This is a genomic window from Erwinia sp. SLM-02 (genome assembly GCF_037450285.1).
Classification (GTDB): Bacteria; Pseudomonadota; Gammaproteobacteria; order Enterobacterales; family Enterobacteriaceae; genus Erwinia.
In genome coordinates this window covers 31,378-48,740 of sequence record NZ_JAQISN010000007.1, presented here as the reverse complement: position 1 = coordinate 48,740, position 17,363 = coordinate 31,378, and the positions used below count along the sequence as shown (strand labels likewise).

Annotated in this window: 15 protein-coding genes and 5 tRNA genes; 5 read left to right on the top strand and 15 right to left on the bottom strand. The window is 56.6% G+C overall.

Annotated features, from left to right (window positions below; genetic code table 11):
- The first annotated feature begins 2 nt into the window (after positions 1-2).
- Entirely contained in the window at positions 3-902 is a 900-nt protein-coding gene (rarD, locus tag PGH32_RS23925) for an EamA family transporter RarD (protein WP_314426691.1), read from the top strand.
- Here the strand turns inward: rarD and PGH32_RS23920 are convergent.
- The 10 genes from PGH32_RS23920 to PGH32_RS23880 form a co-directional block, all read right to left on the bottom strand.
- Entirely contained in the window at positions 882-1,925 is a 1,044-nt protein-coding gene (locus PGH32_RS23920; RefSeq protein WP_314426694.1) for an AbrB family transcriptional regulator, read from the bottom strand. The genes rarD and PGH32_RS23920 overlap by 21 nt on opposite strands.
- Before the next feature lie 131 nt (positions 1,926-2,056).
- The gene (corA, locus tag PGH32_RS23915; protein WP_314426697.1) at positions 2,057-3,010 is read right to left on the bottom strand and encodes a magnesium/cobalt transporter CorA; all 954 of its coding nucleotides are present in this window, start codon (positions 3,008-3,010) and stop codon (positions 2,057-2,059) included.
- A gap of 147 nt (positions 3,011-3,157) precedes the next feature.
- A complete protein-coding gene (gene ysgD / locus PGH32_RS24760) occupies positions 3,158-3,214 on the bottom strand; it encodes a YsgD/CorL family protein (RefSeq protein WP_370348498.1) in 57 nt (18 codons plus the stop codon).
- A gap of 77 nt (positions 3,215-3,291) precedes the next feature.
- Complete coding sequence (gene uvrD, locus PGH32_RS23910; protein ID WP_337895384.1) at positions 3,292-5,454, bottom strand: DNA helicase II; 2,163 nt, start codon at positions 5,452-5,454, stop codon at positions 3,292-3,294.
- Between the two features lie 56 nt (positions 5,455-5,510).
- Positions 5,511-6,227: a 5-amino-6-(5-phospho-D-ribitylamino)uracil phosphatase YigB gene (yigB, locus tag PGH32_RS23905; RefSeq protein WP_314426703.1), complete on the bottom strand. Its 717-nt coding sequence runs from the start codon at positions 6,225-6,227 to the stop codon at positions 5,511-5,513.
- Entirely contained in the window at positions 6,227-7,135 is a 909-nt protein-coding gene (gene xerC / locus PGH32_RS23900) for a tyrosine recombinase XerC (RefSeq protein WP_337895367.1), read from the bottom strand. Before xerC ends, yigB begins: the two co-directional genes overlap by 1 nt.
- Positions 7,132-7,842, bottom strand: a complete 711-nt coding sequence (locus PGH32_RS23895) for a DUF484 domain-containing protein (RefSeq protein WP_314426709.1) — start codon at positions 7,840-7,842, stop codon at positions 7,132-7,134. The genes xerC and PGH32_RS23895 overlap by 4 nt, the downstream gene beginning before the upstream one ends.
- Positions 7,839-8,663, bottom strand: a complete 825-nt coding sequence (gene dapF, locus PGH32_RS23890) for a diaminopimelate epimerase (RefSeq protein ID WP_314426713.1) — start codon at positions 8,661-8,663, stop codon at positions 7,839-7,841. The genes PGH32_RS23895 and dapF overlap by 4 nt, the downstream gene beginning before the upstream one ends.
- Before the next feature lie 27 nt (positions 8,664-8,690).
- A complete protein-coding gene (lptM, locus tag PGH32_RS23885; protein WP_314426718.1) occupies positions 8,691-8,891 on the bottom strand; it encodes an LPS translocon maturation chaperone LptM in 201 nt (66 codons plus the stop codon).
- Positions 8,892-8,996: 105 nt separating this feature from the next.
- The gene (locus PGH32_RS23880) at positions 8,997-11,552 is read right to left on the bottom strand and encodes a class I adenylate cyclase (RefSeq protein WP_337895366.1); all 2,556 of its coding nucleotides are present in this window, start codon (positions 11,550-11,552) and stop codon (positions 8,997-8,999) included.
- Positions 11,553-11,850: 298 nt separating this feature from the next.
- Between PGH32_RS23880 and hemC the strand changes: the two genes are divergently transcribed.
- The 4 genes from hemC to hemY are packed head-to-tail and all read left to right on the top strand — an operon-like array spanning position 11,851 to position 15,925.
- Positions 11,851-12,792, top strand: coding sequence for a hydroxymethylbilane synthase (gene hemC, locus PGH32_RS23875; protein ID WP_314426722.1), 942 nt, complete (start codon positions 11,851-11,853; stop codon positions 12,790-12,792).
- Positions 12,789-13,538, top strand: a complete 750-nt coding sequence (gene hemD, locus PGH32_RS23870) for a uroporphyrinogen-III synthase (protein WP_337895365.1) — start codon at positions 12,789-12,791, stop codon at positions 13,536-13,538. Before hemC ends, hemD begins: the two co-directional genes overlap by 4 nt.
- 57 nt (positions 13,539-13,595) lie before the next feature.
- Positions 13,596-14,732 carry a uroporphyrinogen-III C-methyltransferase gene (hemX, locus tag PGH32_RS23865; RefSeq protein ID WP_314426726.1) on the top strand — a complete coding sequence of 379 codons (1,137 nt, stop codon included), beginning with the start codon at positions 13,596-13,598 and terminating at the stop codon, positions 14,730-14,732.
- A gap of 2 nt (positions 14,733-14,734) precedes the next feature.
- The gene (gene hemY / locus PGH32_RS23860) at positions 14,735-15,925 is read left to right on the top strand and encodes a protoheme IX biogenesis protein HemY (RefSeq protein ID WP_314426728.1); all 1,191 of its coding nucleotides are present in this window, start codon (positions 14,735-14,737) and stop codon (positions 15,923-15,925) included.
- A gap of 779 nt (positions 15,926-16,704) precedes the next feature.
- On the opposite strand, the gene PGH32_RS23855 is transcribed toward hemY, so the two are convergent.
- From PGH32_RS23855 to PGH32_RS23835, 5 genes are all read right to left on the bottom strand, one after another.
- Positions 16,705-16,781, bottom strand: a tRNA-Pro gene (locus PGH32_RS23855).
- Positions 16,782-16,857: 76 nt separating this feature from the next.
- Positions 16,858-16,934: transfer RNA gene (locus PGH32_RS23850), tRNA-Pro, on the bottom strand.
- A 30-nt stretch (positions 16,935-16,964) separates the two neighbouring features.
- A tRNA-Leu gene (locus PGH32_RS23845) sits at positions 16,965-17,051 on the bottom strand.
- Between the two features lie 13 nt (positions 17,052-17,064).
- Positions 17,065-17,140 (bottom strand) — tRNA-His (locus PGH32_RS23840).
- A 73-nt stretch (positions 17,141-17,213) separates the two neighbouring features.
- Positions 17,214-17,290, bottom strand: a tRNA-Arg gene (locus PGH32_RS23835).
- Positions 17,291-17,363: the final 73 nt, after the last annotated feature.

Genomic DNA, 17,363 nt, shown 5'->3' with positions numbered 1-17,363 from the left:
AAATGAATCCACAACAAACACGTCAGGGCGTGCTTTTTGCCCTGGGGGCGTACTTTATCTGGGGCGTGGCTCCGGTCTATTTCAAACTGATCCAGCAGGTGCCAGCCGGGGAGATCATGACTCACCGGGTCATCTGGTCCTTCTTCTTTATGCTGATATTAATCAGCGTCAGCCGCAGCTGGCGCAATATCCGGGCCATTACCGCCCAGCCGAAAAAGGTGCTGCTGCTGGCCGTTTCCGCCGTGGTTATCTGCAGCAACTGGCTGCTGTATATCTGGGCGGTGAATAATCACCATATGCTGGAGGCAAGCCTGGGGTATTTCATTAACCCGCTGCTGAACGTGCTGGTCGGCATGCTGTTTCTCGGCGAGCGCTTTCGCCGCTTACAGTGGCTGGCCGTTGCGCTGGCTGCCTGCGGCGTGCTGGTACAGCTGTGGAAGTTTGGTTCAGTGCCGGTTATCGCCCTCGGACTGGCGACAACGTTCTCACTGTATGGGCTGCTGCGTAAGAAAATTGCTGTCGATGCGCAAACCGGGATGCTGGTTGAAACCAGCTGGCTGCTGGTGCCCGCTGCCGTCTATTTATTCGGCATTGTCGACAGCCCCACCAGCCACCTCGGCAACAATGCAGCGAGCCTGAATGTGCTGCTGGCCGCCGCCGGGATTATCACGACGATCCCGCTGATGCTGTTTACCGCCGCCTGCACACGTCTGCGTCTCTCCACCGTGGGATTCTTCCAGTATCTTGGCCCGACGCTGATGTTCCTGCTGGCCGTACTGTTCTACGGTGAACAGATGACGGCCGATAAAGCCGTTACCTTTGGCTTTATCTGGGCGGCGCTCGCCTTATTTATCGCAGACGCACTCTGGACGCTGCGCCGTTCAGCGTCGCGCATAGCGTGAAAGAAATCTGGCTATTGCCGGGCCGGTAAGCAGGATCGAGAACAGGCGTAGTGTCTGCATGGCCATGACAAAGGCCAGGTCGACCCGGCTACCGGCAGCAATAATCGCGACGGTGTCCAGCCCACCCGGGCTGGTCGCCAGATACGCCGTCAGCATGTCAACATGCAAAACCCGGGTCAGCATCCACGCCATCGCGCCGCACAGCAGCATCAGTCCAATAATCGACGCCACCATTTGCGGTAGGGTACGCAACGCCAGCAAAAAGACCGGCCGGGTGAAGCGCAGGCCTACCGTCCAGCCAATCAGCGCATAGGCCAGCGCCAGCAGCCATTCCGGCACCTGTAGCGTTATCGTACCGCTGGAATGCAGGGTGGCCCCGATCAGTGCGGGCAGCAGCAACGCACCGGAGGGAATACGGAATTTCTGACCGAGTACGGCCCCGAACACGATAACCACCAGCGTGGCGACAAAGCCCGTGCTCAGCGGCGGAAACCACTCCAGCCCGGCGGACTGTGGGCTGTCACCCAGGCTGATACGCGCCACAATCGCAGCGGCAGCAGCAACAAACAGCACCCGCAGATACTGCATAAAGGCCACCAGCCGGGTATCCGCACCGAAATCGCCGGCCATCGCCACCATGGCAGATGCGCCCCCGGGGGAAGATCCCCACGCACCGGTCGGGCCGGGCAGATCGCTGAAGCGAACCAGTAAATAGCCGGACAAACCGCTCGCCGCCAGCGTCAGCAGCAGTACGGCCAGTACGACAGGCCAGTCGGCCAGCAGCGGGTGAAGAATAGAGGGCGAGAGGCTCTGGGCTATCATGCAACCCAGTACGGCCTGGCACAGCACGAAGAGCCGTTTACTGATGCGGATCTGCGCACCACTCAGCCCCATCACCACGCCGACAATCATCGGACCCAGCAGCAGCGCAGCCGGCACATGAAAAACCTGCAGGACAGACCCCAACAGCAGCGATATACCGAGCAGCAGCGCCCACTGGCATCGCAGGGATAACCGTTCCATAACGTGAAGAGATCTCAGCTGAAATAAGAGCTGACAGATTACCCGCCGCACGGGCGTAGTGCCAGATCGAGAAACATTTTGAGAGGGTTAAGTCCCACCCGGCCTCGGGCATGAGGCCGGGTAGAGGGCTGTCAGAGCCAGTTTTTACGTTTGAAGTAGGCGTAAGGAGCCAGGCCGGCGAGGATCATCAGGGTGATAGCGCCCGGATAACCGAAGCTCCAGCGCAGTTCAGGCATAAACTCAAAGTTCATCCCGTAGCTGGACGCCACCAGCGTTGGCGGCAGGAAGACCACCGATACCACCGAGAAGATTTTGATAATGCGGTTCTGCTCGATATTGATAAAACCCATTGCCGCCTGCATCAGGAAGTTAACCTTCTGAAACAGTGATTCGTTGTGCGGCAGCAGGGATTCGATATCCCGCAGGATTTCACGTGCCTGTTCCAGCTGGTTACCCGGCAGGCGCGCTTTACGCACCAGGAAGTTCAGGGCGCGCTGGGTATCCATCAGGCACAGACGCACCTTCCAGCCGATATCCTCCAGCTCTGCCAGCGTAGACAGCGCGGCGTCAAACTCATCGCCCTGCTGTCCTTCCATAATCACGCGGCTGAGCTTTTCCAGATCGCTGTAGATATTTTCGATCTCATCGGCCAGCTGTTCGATTTTAGTTTCAAACAGATCCAGCAGTAGCTCGTAGGCGTTACCGTCCGTCAGTACCTGGTTGCGCGCGCGCATACGGTAGAGGCGGAAAGCAGGCAGCTCGCGCTCGCGCAGGGTGTATAAACGCCCTTCGCGGATGGTAAACGCCACCGTTGAGTTACCGGCGTGATCCTCAGCATCTTCAAAGAAAAAGAAGGAGTGGATGTGCAGGCCATCTTCATCTTCAAAGAAACGGGCAGATGCCTCGATGTCTTCCAGTTCAGGACGGGTGGCCAGGCTCTGGCCCAGCTCGGTCTGGACGCGATCTCGCTCGGCTTCTTCCGGCTCGATCAGATCAACCCAGACGGAGCCGGTCAGCTCTTCGCTGGCATCATCCAGCTCAAGACGGGTCAGACGGCTCTGGTCCAGTTTAAATGCGCTCAGCATAGCAATACTCCCAATTCGCAGTGACTAGTGGGACAGAGCGCTTGAACACGGGAAACATGCGTTTCAGTCAGTGAACAGTACTGACTCAGAGCGACGGGAAATGCGGTCGCCAACAACCACGAAGGCTATCGGCAAAAGAGGATAGCCTTAGGAGTTGTACCTGGTGTGCAGGTCAGTGAGCCAGTATCTACTGGGTGTGTCCAAGGCGAATGTCCTCTCAGGGTAATGGTGGGCGCATGTTACGCTGAGACGAAAAAGGCGTCAAGCGGGCCCACCACTCATCACAGCGCTTCCAGCCTGGCGTACGCGGCGACCAGCCATTTGATTCCCTGCCCCTGGAAAGCCACCTGCAGGCGGCTGTGTTCACCGCTGCCCTCCAGATTAACAATCGTCCCCTCACCAAATTTGGCGTGGCGCACGCGCTGCCCAAGAGTAAAACCGCTGTCATTTTTCGCCACCGGGGTGCCCATTCGCTGATGACTTACCGGGCGACTGACGCTGGCACGCAGGCGGACTTCCTCCACGCACTCTTCCGGCAGCTCACCGACAAAGCGTGAAGGACGATGATAGACTTCCTTGCCATACAGGCGACGTGTTTCCGCATAGGTCAGAGTCAGCTTCTGCATCGCACGGGTGACGCCAACGTAGGCCAGACGGCGCTCTTCTTCCAGCCTTCCGCCTTCATCCAGCGACATCTGACTGGGGAACATGCCCTCTTCCATCCCGACGATAAACACCTGCATAAACTCCAGCCCTTTGGCCGCATGCATCGTCATCAGCTGTACCGCATCCTGCCATTTATCCGCCTGCCCTTCGCCTGCCTCAAGCGCAGCATGGGACAGGAAGGCCTGAAGCGGCATCAGGTCTTCATCCTCGTCCTGGTAGCTGTACTGTCGGGTGGCGTTGACCAGTTCCTCAAGGTTCTCGACGCGGGCCTGGCCCTTTTCACCTTTCTCCTGCTCGTACATCAGCCACAGACCGGAATCTTTGATTACCCGGTCAGTTTGCACATGTAAAGGCAACTCTGTCGTTTCCTGCGCCAGCGAGTCCACCAGCTCAATAAAACGCTGCAGCGCCGAAGCCGCGCGGCCGGCCAGCGCTTTTTCATGCAGCAGAGCGCGTGAGCTCTGCCACATGGTCAACTGGCGATCGCGCGCGGTCTGACGAACCACGTCAAGGGTGCGATCGCCAATGCCACGCGTTGGCGTGTTGATCACCCGCTCGAAGGCGGCATCGTCATTGCGGTTGGCAATCAGGCGCAGATAGGCCAGCGCATCTTTAATTTCCTGACGCTCGAAGAAGCGCATGCCGCCATAGATACGGTAAGGCATGCTGGTTTGCAGCAGCGCCTCTTCCAGCACGCGCGACTGGGCGTTGCTGCGATAGAGGATCGCGCAGTCGTTCAGCGCCCCGCCGTTTTCCATCCAGACCTTAATGCGGTTGACGACAAAGCGCGCTTCATCCAGTTCATTAAACGCACAGTAAAGAGAGATGGGTTCGCCGTCGCTGCCGTCGGTCCACAGCTCTTTGCCCAGACGACCATTATTGTTGGCGATCAGGGCATTGGCGGCTTTCAGAATGTTATTGGTTGAGCGGTAGTTCTGTTCAAGGCGAATGGTTTCCGCGCCCGGGAAATCGTTCAGGAATCGCTGGATGTTCTCAACCTGCGCGCCGCGCCAGCCGTAGATAGACTGATCGTCATCTCCGACGATGATCACCTTGCCGCTGTCGCCGGCCAGCATGCGGATCCACGCGTACTGGATATTGTTGGTATCCTGGAACTCATCCACCAGAATATTGGTAAAACGCTCGCGGTAGTGATTAAGGATATGCGGTTTGTTCAGCCACAGCTCGTGGGCACGCAGCAGCAGCTCGGCAAAGTCGACCAGGCCGGCGCGATCGCAGGCTTCCTGATAGGCCTGATAGATGCGCAGCCAGGTCTGTTCAATCGGGTTGCCGTAGCTCTCAATATTTTTCGGACGCAGCCCTTCATCTTTTTTGCCATTGATGTACCACATCCCCTGACGGGCGGGCCACTGCTTCTCATCCAGATTCATGGCCTTGATCAGGCGTTTTAGCAACCGCAGCTGGTCTTCACTGTCGAGGATCTGAAAATCCTGTGGCAGGTTAGCGTCAAGATGGTGGGCGCGCAGCAGGCGGTGGGCCAGACCGTGGAAGGTGCCAATCCACATTCCCCCCTGGCTGGTTCCAATAAGCTGTTCAATGCGGTGACGCATCTCAGCGGCCGCTTTGTTGGTAAAGGTCACCGCCATGATGGAGTATGGGGAACAGTTTTCAACCGCCATCAGCCAGGCAATACGGTGAACCAGCACGCGGGTTTTACCACTGCCAGCCCCCGCCAGCACCAGCAGATTGCTGCGCGGCGCGGCGACGGCTTCGCGTTGTTTGTCATTCAGGCTGTCGAGCAGATCGGAAACGTCCATAAGCACCATCGGGGTAGAGAGCGGCACGCCGCCCTACTGGTTATTTAACCAGTTCATTATAACAACGCAGTCAGCGATGCCAACTGAGAAATCTCCAGCGTTGGAAGAAGACGCGCATCGTCAATGTGCATCAGATTGCCACCGCGCAAATTAATCCAACAGGCCTGCATACCGCAGCGCACCGCACCGGCAACATCGGTGGTGAGATCGTCTCCCACGTGCAGGATGCGTTCCGGGGCCAGATTCAGGCGTTCTGCGGCGCAGTGATACATATCCTGATACGGCTTGGCGCGGCCGTCGGGACCGGCCCGCAGAATAAACTGGAAGTACTTATCCAGCCCAAACAGATGCGGCTCGGCGTTACCGTTGGTGATCGCCACCAGTGGAATACGCTCGGCCAGCGCCGCCAGCGTGGCATGGTTTTCATCCGATATGGTGATTTTGCTGCGCCACTCGGCGAACACCGTCATCACTTCGCGCGAGCCTTCAGCGGCCTGCGCGGGGGCCAGTCCCACATCGAGCATGGACTGCTCAACGGCACGACGACGCCACTCGCTGACATCATGATAGATCTCCGGCTCCGCCAGCAGCAGACGCTGACGCACCTGCTGATACTGTTCAACGCTATAGTCTTTTAGCGCCGGATGATGGGCCTGTAATGCGGCATGAGATTCTTTTGTGGTTCGCGCGATCACCGGATAATTATCATAAAGCGTATCGTCGAGATCGAAGGTCATCGCCGCGATGGGACGCGGTGGTCGATAAAAGTGCATCAGGTCTTTCCTCGTTTCGCACGGGGATGTGCAGCGTCGTAGACGGACGCCAGGTGTTGGAAATCAAGATGGGTGTAAATCTGGGTCGTTGCCAGATTGGCATGGCCGAGCAGCTCCTGCACCGCACGCAGATCGCCGCTGGACTCCAGCATATGCGTGGCAAATGAGTGGCGCAGTTTATGGGGATGAACGTGGCTGGACAGCCCCTGTTTAATCCCCCACTCGGCAAAGCGCTTCTGCACGTTACGCGCAGAGATGCGTTTACCCTGCTTAGAAAGGAAAAGTGCATTGTCCTGCGGTGAGAACAGCTCACGCAGCGCCAGCCAGTGCTCAAGCCATAGTACCGCCGTTTTTCCCATTGGCAGACGGCGCTCTTTGCTGCCTTTACCGATGACCCAGACTTCACCGGATGCCAGATCGAGGTGGTTTAAATCGATACCGGTCAGCTCAGATAAGCGCAATCCTGCGCCGTACATCACTTCCAGCATGGCGCGATCGCGCACCGCCAGCGGATCGTTCAGGTCGATTTCCAGCAGCTGGTTAATTTCATCAACATCGATATTTTTTGGCAGATGCCGTGGCGCACGCGGCGTGGCAACGCCTTTCGCCGGGTTGGCTTTAATCGTTCCCTGGCTAATCAGCCAGTCGAGGAAACTACGCAGTGCGGAAAGGCGCAGGGCAAGACTGGCGGGCTTCAGCCCGCTGCGGCTGCTGCGGGCAGCCAGCGTCCGAACCAGCGCGGCGTCCAGACGCCGCCAGTCGGTGACCTTTAACGCATCCAGCAGTTCAATAACCACCGTCAGCTGGCGGCGATAGTTAATCAGGGTCAAGGGGCTGAGCTGGCGTTCAACCTTCAGGTAACGCAGAAAGCCCTCTACGGCAGGAAGCAGGGCTGATTCACTGCTCACGCGCGCTCAATCCAGCGCGACAACAGCTCGGGAAGCATCAGAGACAGGTGCTGTAGCAGCACCGTTCCCATGCCGGACTGATAGTGCTGCTTGTCGCGGCTGCTGAAAATCAGCACGCCAAGGTCACCGCGTTCACCGAGTAGCGACATGGCGACCGAACCAATCGCCTTTGCCTGCGGCAGCAGCAGCAGCAGTTCAGGCCCGTTCAGATTGCCGAGATAGTGGTTCTCTTTACCCAGCCGCTGAATGCGTACCGATTCAAACGCCTGCCTTGGCAGCGCCAGCTGGGTGAAATCAGACGGGGCTCCGAGGCGCCAGTGTTCACTAAACAGACGGACATTTGCCCCTGCCAGCCCCAGTTCCCGCGCCCACAGATGCAGGCGATTCAGCATATCCTGCAGGCTCGATGCTGAAGCCAGACGCCCCTGCAGGCTGAACAGGCGGTCGAACAGCTGCTGGTTGGCGCTGGCCTGCTCCATCAACAGGGTAATTTCTTCTTCCAGTTGATGAATATGATTGCGCTGACGTGCCAGCTGCCATTCCACCAGCGATACGGTACCGCGGATCGGATGCGGCACCATCATCTGTTCAACCTGGCGGGCGTTACGAATAAAGAAGTCTGGATTTTGCAGCAGGTAATCGCTGACTGCGCGATCGTCAAGCAGCACTGCGCTGCTGTCCTGTTGTGGCTCCCCGACAGTTTTCATAGATGAATAAATCCGTCATAGACATGAGTGGCCGGCCCGGTCATATACAGCGGCTGCCCCGGCCCTTTCCAGGCGATGTTTAACGTGCCGCCCGGCAGGTCAACCCGCACTTTCTCTGACAGTAGCCCCTGCTGAATACCCACCGCGACGGCCGCGCAGGCTCCGCTACCGCAGGCCTGAGTTTCGCCTGCACCGCGCTCGTAAACACGCAGTCGGATATGTTCACCGTTGACGATTTCCATAAACCCGACGTTGACGCGTTCAGGAAAGCGTTCGTGGCTTTCCAGCACCGGCCCCAGCGTTTCGACAGCGGCGGTTTTTACGCTCTCAACCTGCAGTACGCAGTGTGGGTTACCCATCGACACAACGCCACACATCACGGTCTGTTCTGCGGCCCTCATCAAATAGATATTTTCGGCCTTATTGGCGCGGAACGGCACCTGCTGCGGCTCGAAGTTGGGCTCACCCATATTCACGCAAACCAGTTCATCCTGGTTGACGCTCAGTACCATGCGGCCCGTTTGCGTGCTGACGCGAATATCGCTTTTATTGGTCAGACCTTTTAAGCGTACAAAGCGGGCGAAACAGCGGGCACCGTTGCCACACTGGGCCACTTCGCTGCCGTCGGCGTTGAAAATGCGGTAATGGAAATCCAGATCGGGATCGTAAGGTGGCTCTACGATCAGCAACTGATCGAAGCCGATCCCCAGGTTGCGGTCCGCCAGGCGACGGATCAGCTCAGGTGAGAAATAAACGTTTTGCGTGACGGCATCAACCACCATAAAGTCATTGCCGAGACCGTGCATTTTCGAGAACTGCATTTTCTGCTCCGCCGAGTGCGTCATAGTTTACTGGACCGGTTTGAGTTCCTGCCCGGTGGACGTGGCAGAGGTTGTCGCATTGCTGCCGGATTGCGTCGGAGAGGCGGTCTGGGTGGTCTGCGGCTTGCCTGTTTCATCCTTGGGGAAATAGAGTGGTCCTTTCAGGCCACATCCCACCAGGCTGGCAACGGCAAGTAACATTGCCAGCTGGCAAAGTGTTTTTTTCATTGTCATTCTGCTCGTGAAAGATACCAGTTACTGTCTATCATCGCAGGTGAAGACTGAAAAGCAACAGGAAAAGCAGAATCCAACCGGAAGAGTATTCCGGCTGGCCTAATGCATCTGATAGCGCTGCGGGTAATCGCCGCTGGCTTCACTGTTTGGGACCGCGGCACAGAGCTGAGTCAGCGCCTGGCTACGAAATGGAATGACCTGAAAGCGCTCTTCAATCTGCACAATCTGATAAAACTGCGGAAGATTGAAGTTAATAAAGCTGGAACCGTAGGTGAAGCGATCGTGTGATGATGAGTAGAAACGGCTGACGTCACGCACCAGCTCCTCTTTACTGCCTTCACAGTGGTGATAGACCTCTACCCGGTTGGTTTCATCCAGGATATAAATATTAAAACCGTGGTCGTCGTGCGTGTCTTCAAAGAAGAACTGAATGATCCCTTCGCTGGCATAGCCATTGACCACCGCAGGCAGGCGGACCTGATTCGTTTCAACCTTCAGCGACAGGCCGTGCAACTTGTTGTTGGAGATCGCGCCGTAAAACTCAACGGCATTTTCCAGCTTCTGCACCGACACGCTGAGGCGCTCAAAGAACAGTCCCCAGGTTTGTCCGGCGACGCGCAGCGCTTTAAAGCGGCCAGGCTCCTGCCGCGTGCTGGAAAGGCGCAGCTCGATACACTCAGAAACCAGCTGCTGAACGCGGGTACGGATCAGCCCGCGCAGGTGCTGGCTGTAGCAAAATACCTCTACGGCGTCCGGCGGCGCGGCATCCTGATGCATTTTGCCCAGAATGGTTTTTAGCGCTTCAATCATCGCCTGCTCGCCGTTGAAATGCAGGGTACGCACTTCATTCCACGAGTTGCGATACAGCAGATCGACGCTGCCAACCAGGCACTGCTGCTCCGCACCAAAGCTGAACACATCCAGCTTACGGAAATCGAAGTGTACAACCTGATTACGGAAGGCGGAGGTCGGGTCGTATTCCAGGTTAACGATGATCGCCAGATGACGGATCTCGCAGGGGCTGTACAGCGCTTTTGGCGTGGGTGCGGGCAGACGCAGCGGGAAGTGGTGCGAGACATCGGCAACCAGTTCCTGCAGGCGAGCCAGGTCACAGACCTCATTGCCCTTCATATGCAGCCGCGTTTTACTGGTCAGCAGGCCGTTAAACCACGCCCAGGCCACCAGCTTGTTCAGATAGCGGTTATATTCCAGCGGCTGATGGCTGATGATTGAACTCATATCCGGCGACTGATTGTACAGATACCAGCCCGCGCGGTTGGCGCGACCGTTAGGGACATGAATAAAGGTCAGATGCTGCTCGGACAGATCGGGGGAGATCTGCGGGTTCACCAGCGTTACCTTACCAGGCAGCGCCTCGAACGCGGCATAAAGCTTACGCGTCAGCACGCCGATGTCCTGTGGGCTGGCGCTAACGCTGAGATTATTACGGCGGGCGAAGCGGATCAGGTTGCGATAGCTTTGCATCATCGCATCCAGTAATTCATTGTGGGCTTCGCGAACCCGGCCGATTTTCCAGTCGGCCCGGCTGTCCAGTACCTCAAGCCGCTGCGTATCCCAGCCCCATTCGGTCACCAGCTGGCTGAGAATTTCCCGACGCCAGCCGGAGTGTTCGGTTTCCTGCGACAGCTTCTCACAGACTTTGAGATAGAAACAGCGACGTACCAGATCGAGGCGCGCATGATCGTCAATACTAATGAGATAGCGTGTCACCCGCTCCAGCATCATGCAATAGGGATCGAGACCGTAGGAAACGATCTCGCCATCGTGCAGGCGCTGTTTAATATCCATTGCCAGCAGGCGGGTGTCCGGGTATTCCCACGAATAGGCTTCCAGCAGCAGCGTTTTCAGCACGGCCTTATACGGCGAATCGATGCTCTTATACAGCTGCCACAGACTGGCACCAAAGTATTCTTCCGCGGACAGCGTGCCCAGACCACCGAGATCCAGCCACTCATTCGGCGTCAGCACGCCCTGCTGATACAGCGACATCACATAGTCGTCGTAATGCTCTTCTTCCTCGCGCGGCACCATATTCCACAGAATACGTTTCCCCGCCATCCGCACCGCCGTGCGATAAAACTCATCCAGCAGCAGGATATGCTGGGTAGAACCGCAGTCCTCGCCGCCAAGGCTGCCACTTTCATTGTGGCGGAAGCGGTTTTCATCAATCAGGAAGAAGCTGACCTCAACGCCCATGGCCGCACACCAGTTTTGTAACTGCGTGCATTTTTTCTGCAGGGCCAGGCGCTCCTGGTTGTCCAGCCACGACTGGTGGCAGACCCAGATATCCAGATCGGATGTGGCGTTTTGCCCGACGGAAGAGGTGCTCCCCATGGAATACACCCCGGTGATCGGCATTTCGCCGCGCGGAGGTGCAGTGACGGAGCTGTCTGATTTCACTTGTAAATCATCAAGATAGACAAGCTGGTTTTCGTCAGGCGTGTAGAAGCTGATGCCATGTGGAACGTTACCTTCAAGGTAACCCGGCATCAGCGGATGATGATAATGTAGTAAGGTCGGCAGCAGACTGTAAACCTGTTGGAACGCAGGTCCCATCGCAGCCAGTGCGCGATCGACGCGCAGCTGGTTAATGGCATCCAGTCTCTGTTTCAGTGTCTCAATGTAGAGGTACAAGACGTCTCGCCTGATTATCCCAGTGCTTACACCCTTGGAGAGAAGGGTATACAAGAACTCTTTTTTCCAAAATCTGCCATTTGCTTTAAAAATAGTCGTACAGATTATTGCTGGAAACGTGATCAATCTAACATCAGACAGATTGACCGTAAAGAAAGTTGCGCTAGTTAACAGTTTAGCACAATTTTACGCCAATCCATCGCTATGCTTCCGCAGACGACCGTTTAGGTGCTATTCACTGACAGCCTTCGCGGTTAAATGATAGGATAATCAATGAACGATCAAAACGGTATTGAGCATGTCAGACAAAATTTTAAGAATTGCAACCAGACAAAGCCCTCTGGCTTTATGGCAGGCAGAATTCGTACAGCAGCGCCTGATCGCCTGCCATCCGGGGCTACGCGTTGAGCTGGTACCCATGGTCACGCGTGGCGATGTGATCCTTGATACCCCACTGGCTAAAGTGGGTGGGAAAGGGCTTTTCGTCAAAGAGCTTGAGCAGGCCATGCTCTCCGGGCGCGCCGATATCGCCGTTCATTCGATGAAAGACGTGCCGGTGGAGTTCCCGGCAGGCCTGGGCCTGGTCACTATCTGTGAACGCGAAGATCCACACGATGCTTTCGTCTCTCACCATTATGCCTCCGTCGATGCACTTCCGCCCGGTGCGATTGTTGGCACCTCCAGCCTGCGCCGTCAGTGCCAGATCAGCGCGCGCCGCCCGGATCTGGTGATCCGCTCACTGCGTGGCAACGTAGGCACCCGCCTGGGCAAACTGGATGGCGGTGAATATGATGCCATTATCCTGGCGGTAGCCGGCCTGAAACGGCTGGGTCTGAGCGATCGTATTCGCCAGATTATGCCTGCCGAAGAGTCACTGCCCGCCGTCGGCCAGGGCGCGGTGGGGATTGAATGCCGCCTGGACGATGGCGACACCATCGCGCTATTGGCCGCGCTTAATGATGAAGATACCGCCTGTCGGGTGCGTGCAGAGCGGGCGATGAATACCCGTCTGGAGGGCGGCTGCCAGGTGCCAATCGGCAGCTATGCCGTGCTGGAAGAGGACGGCCTCTGGCTACGCGGCCTCGTTGGCGCCCCGGACGGCAGCCGGATGATTTGCGGCGAACGCCGTGGCCCGCGCGATGAGGCGGAGCAAATGGGGATCTCTTTAGCAGAGGAGCTGCTGGACAAGGGTGCCAGGGAAATTCTGGCTGAGGTTTACCAGGGAAACCCACCAGCATGAATATCCTGGTAACCCGCCCGTCACCGGCGGCTGACCATCTGGTCAGCCGGCTGCGTAGCTGCGGGCAGGTTGCCTGGGCATTCCCGCTGATTGAATTCACGCCGGGGAGTCAGCTCGATATCCTTCCCTCACGTCTTGAAGCGCTCGGGCCTGGCGATCTGGTCTTTCTCCTGTCACAGCATGCCGTTCACTACGCCAATCCGGCGATAACGCGGTCTGGAAAAACCTGGCCCGCCAGTCTGAACTATTATGCAATAGGTCGGAGTACCGCTTTGGCGATGCACGCGGTCAGCGGGCATTCGGTCGTCTGGCCCCACGAGCAGGAAATCAGTGAAGTCCTGATCCGGTTACCTGAACTTCAGCAGGTCGCCGGTAAACAGGTTCTGATCCTGCGCGGCAACGGTGGCCGCGAATTGCTGGCGGAAACTTTGCATACTCGTGGCGCTAAGGTAGAGTTTATTGAGTGCTATCAACGTTGTGCAAAGCATTACCACGGGGCTGAAGAAGGCCGTCGGTGGCGAGACCGGGGTATTGATACGCTGGTGGTCACCAGTGGCGAGATGCTGCAACAGCTTTACGCCCTGTTTCCCGCAATCGATCGGGATGCATGGTTATTGCACTGTCGGCTGGTGGTCGTCAGTGAACGTTTAGCCACTCTGGCCAGGGATTTGGGCTGGGCGAACGTCTGTGTCGCCGGGGGTGCGGATAATGACGCGCTGCTGCGCGCACTGAACTTATACGCTTAATATTTCGCGAGCGGAAAGATTAAGGTATATCACACTTAAAATATGGGATGAGCCATTATGACGGAACAAAAAGATTCCTCCGCCATGGTTGAAGACGTTGCCCCTGCGGTTAAAGACTCAACCTCCGGGCAGCCACCTTCGGATAAATCAAAAAATCACGGCGTCGTTTTGGGCGCGGTGGCCATTGCCATCGCCTTAGCGCTGGGCGTCGGCCTGTGGCTGAACGGTAAACATCAGGCTGCACAGCAGGAAGAAGCGCGCCAGGCGCTGGCGGCCCAGATTGCGGACTTACAACAGCAGTCGACCCGCGATAAACAGTCGCTGGTCGAGCAGCTAACCACGCAGACTCAGGCGCTGGATACCGCCCGTCAGCAGCAGGCCGCCCTGAGCCAGCAGCTGGATGAGCTGAAGCAAAAAGTGGCAACCATCTCCGGCAACGACATCCACACCTGGATGCTGTCACAGGCGGATTACCTGGTCAAAATGGCCGGCCGCAAACTGTGGAGCGACCAGGATGTGACAACGGCCGCCGCGCTGCTGAAAAGTGCCGATGCCAGCCTGGCCGATATGAATGACCCGAGCCTGCTTGACGCACGACGCGCACTGACTCACGACATCAGTACCCTCTCCGCGCTCAGCCAGGTGGACTACGACGGTATCATCCTCAAGCTTAACCAGCTGTCTAACGGCATTGATAACCTGCGCCTTGCCGACAATGATAACGACGATGCGCCAATGGATGAAAACAGTGGCGAACTGTCGTCATCCTTACGCGAATGGCGGCAGAACCTGGTAAAAAGCTGGCATAACTTCATGGATGACTTTATTACCATCCGCCGCCGCGATGCCACCGCTGAACCCCTGCTGGCCCCAAATCAGGATGTGTATCTGCGTGAAAATATCCGCTCGCGTCTGCTGATTGCCGCCCAGGCCGTGCCGCGTCACCAGGATGAAATCTACAAGCAGTCGATTGATACCGTCTCCGGTTGGGTACGTGCCTGGTATGATACGAACGATGCCAGCACCAAAGCCTTCCTCGATCAGCTGGACGAACTGAGCCAGCAGAGCATCTCCATGGACGTACCGGATTCGCTGGAAAGCCAGCCGTTGCTGGATAAGCTGATGCAGACGCGCGTGCGTAATCTGCTGGCACAGCCCGCTGCGTCGCCAGCCGCTCAGCAGCAGGGAGAATAACGATGCTGAAAGTTCTTCTGTTATTTCTTCTGCTGATTGCCGGTGTCGTTCTGGGTCCCATGATCGCGGGTCATCAGGGCTACGTTCTGATTCAGACCGACAGCTGGAATATTGAAACCAGCGTGACCGGTCTGGTGATTATTCTCATCCTGTCCCTGCTGGTTATCCTGGGTATTGAGTGGCTGCTGCGACGCATATTCCGTACCGGAGCCCGCACGCGTGGCTGGTTTACCGGCAGGAAACGCCGCAGCGCGCGTCGACAGACTCAGGCCGCGCTGGTGAAGCTGGCAGAAGGCGATCATCAGCAGGTTGAAAAGCTGCTTTCGCGCAATGCGGATCATGCCGATCAGCCGATGATCAACTACCTGCTGGCGGCCGAAGCGGCACAGCAGCGCGGTGATGAAGCCCGTGCCAACCAGCACCTTGAACGCGCCACTGAGCTAAACGAGGGTGACCCGCTCCCGGTGGAGATTACCCGCGTTCGTATCCAGCTGGCGCGCAATGAGGATCATGCCGCTCGTCACGGAATCGATCGTCTGTTGGAAATCGCCCCGCGTCATCCGGAAGTGCTGCGTCTGGCAGAACAGGCTTATATTCGTACCGGTGCCTGGAGCGCCCTGCTGGATATTCTGCCCGCGATGGAGAAAGTGAAGCTGGGCGATGACAATCACCGCCTTGCTCTGCAGCAGCAGGCCTGGCTGGGTCTGATGAATCAGGCCATGGCCGATCAGGGCAGCGATGGTCTGAAGCGCTGGTGGCAGAATCAGAGCCGCAAAACGCGCCATGAAACCGCACTTCAGGTGGCAATGGCGGATCATCTTATCGTCTGTGATGACCATGAAACCGCGCAGCAAATCGTGCTGGACGGCCTCAAGCGTCAGTATGATGAGCGCCTGGTGCTGTTAATGCCGCGCCTCAAATCAGGTAATCCCGAACAGCTTGAGAAAGCCCTTCGCCAGCAGATCAAACAGCACGGCGCCACGCCGCTGCTCTACAGCACGCTGGGACAGTTGCTGATGCAGCACGGTGAGTGGGAGCAGGCCAGCGAAGCCTTCCGCGCCGCGCTGAAGCAGCGCCCGGATGCGTTTGACTATGCCTGGTTGGCAGACACGCTGGATCGCCAGCATAAACCCGAAGAGGCGGCTGCGATGCGCCGTGATGGTTTGCTACTGACGCTGAAAAATAATCCCTGAACGACCAGCGCCACCGGTTATTCACTCTGGCGCTGCGTTTGAAGGTTGATCAAACCGCTACCTTTCTGAGGTAGCGGTTTTTTTTCGCTTCAGGCAAAAAAAAACACCTGCCCGAGGACAGGTGTAACGATCAGGTCGGTTAAGACAACCGATTGGTACCCGACTCAACGTTGTGCCCGATATTCCAATAAGGCGTTGGCGATATTGGCTGGCTGGACAACGGGTACCGTAAAGTGGCTCTGCGTCATTCCCAGGTTTATGAAGCATCAGCAAACATAAGAGGTGGAATGAGCATCTACAGATATAGTGTTGCACAGCCTGTGCCAGAATGGCACTTCCATAATTCCTAATATTCTATTCATTTGATTTTAATCGTATTTAACATCATTTTTAGTATCACATCGCCCTGTACCAACGTCGCCTGAAGTAGACATCTGCACGGCAAAAGCGTCTCTAAATGGAGACAAGCATTGCATGGTTAGGTAAATCTATTTAAAAACAGTATGTTATGCGTCTCAAAATAGCGACAAACACTTATGTTCTGATGAACTGAAAACGGCCGGGAGGATGGTCAGGGTGATGAAGAAAAGAGTGTGCAGAACGATCGGATCTGTCCGGAACGGGCGATGTACAAGCGTTGACGGGAGATTCATGACACGGTGTGCTGGTGAGCCATGATGGGAAAAGAGGCTTTACGGATGGACGCGAGGATCCGCTGAACAGAGCAGGGTTAAATTAGAAACGAAAAAAAACCTGCTTTTTCAAGCAGGTTTCTTAATTGGTCGGCGAGAGAGGATTCGAACCTCCGACCCACTGGTCCCAAACCAGTTGCGCTACCAAGCTGCGCTACTCGCCGAACTGTACTACCTTACTGCATCGCTCAAAACCCTCAGGCTTTAAGCAAAAACCCCGCGACTGCAGGATTTTAAAATTGGTCGGCGAGAGAGGATTCGAACCTCCGACCCACTGGTCCCAAACCAGTTGCGCTACCAAGCTGCGCTACTCGCCGAACATAACTTCTTTTCACTTAAAGATTTTGTGGTGCGAAGAGAGGGACTTGAACCCTCACGTCCGTAAGAACACTAACACCTGAAGCTAGCGCGTCTACCAATTCCGCCACCTTCGCATTCAACAAAATCTGGGGTGGCTAATGGGACTCGAACCCACGACAACTGGAATCACAATCCAGGGCTCTACCAACTGAGCTATAGCCACCACAACTACTTCCAACTACGTACTTCTTATAACGCGGTAATGATACCACCGCAGCTCTTGCGCACAAACTTAATGGCGCGCCCGACAGGATTCGAACCTGAGACCTCTGCCTCCGGAGGGCAGCGCTCTATCCAGCTGAGCTACGGGCGCGTAGCGCCGTTGCGGATGTGCATACTACGGACAGGAGCCTTACCTGTCCAGTGCTTTTTTCACAAAAAAACGC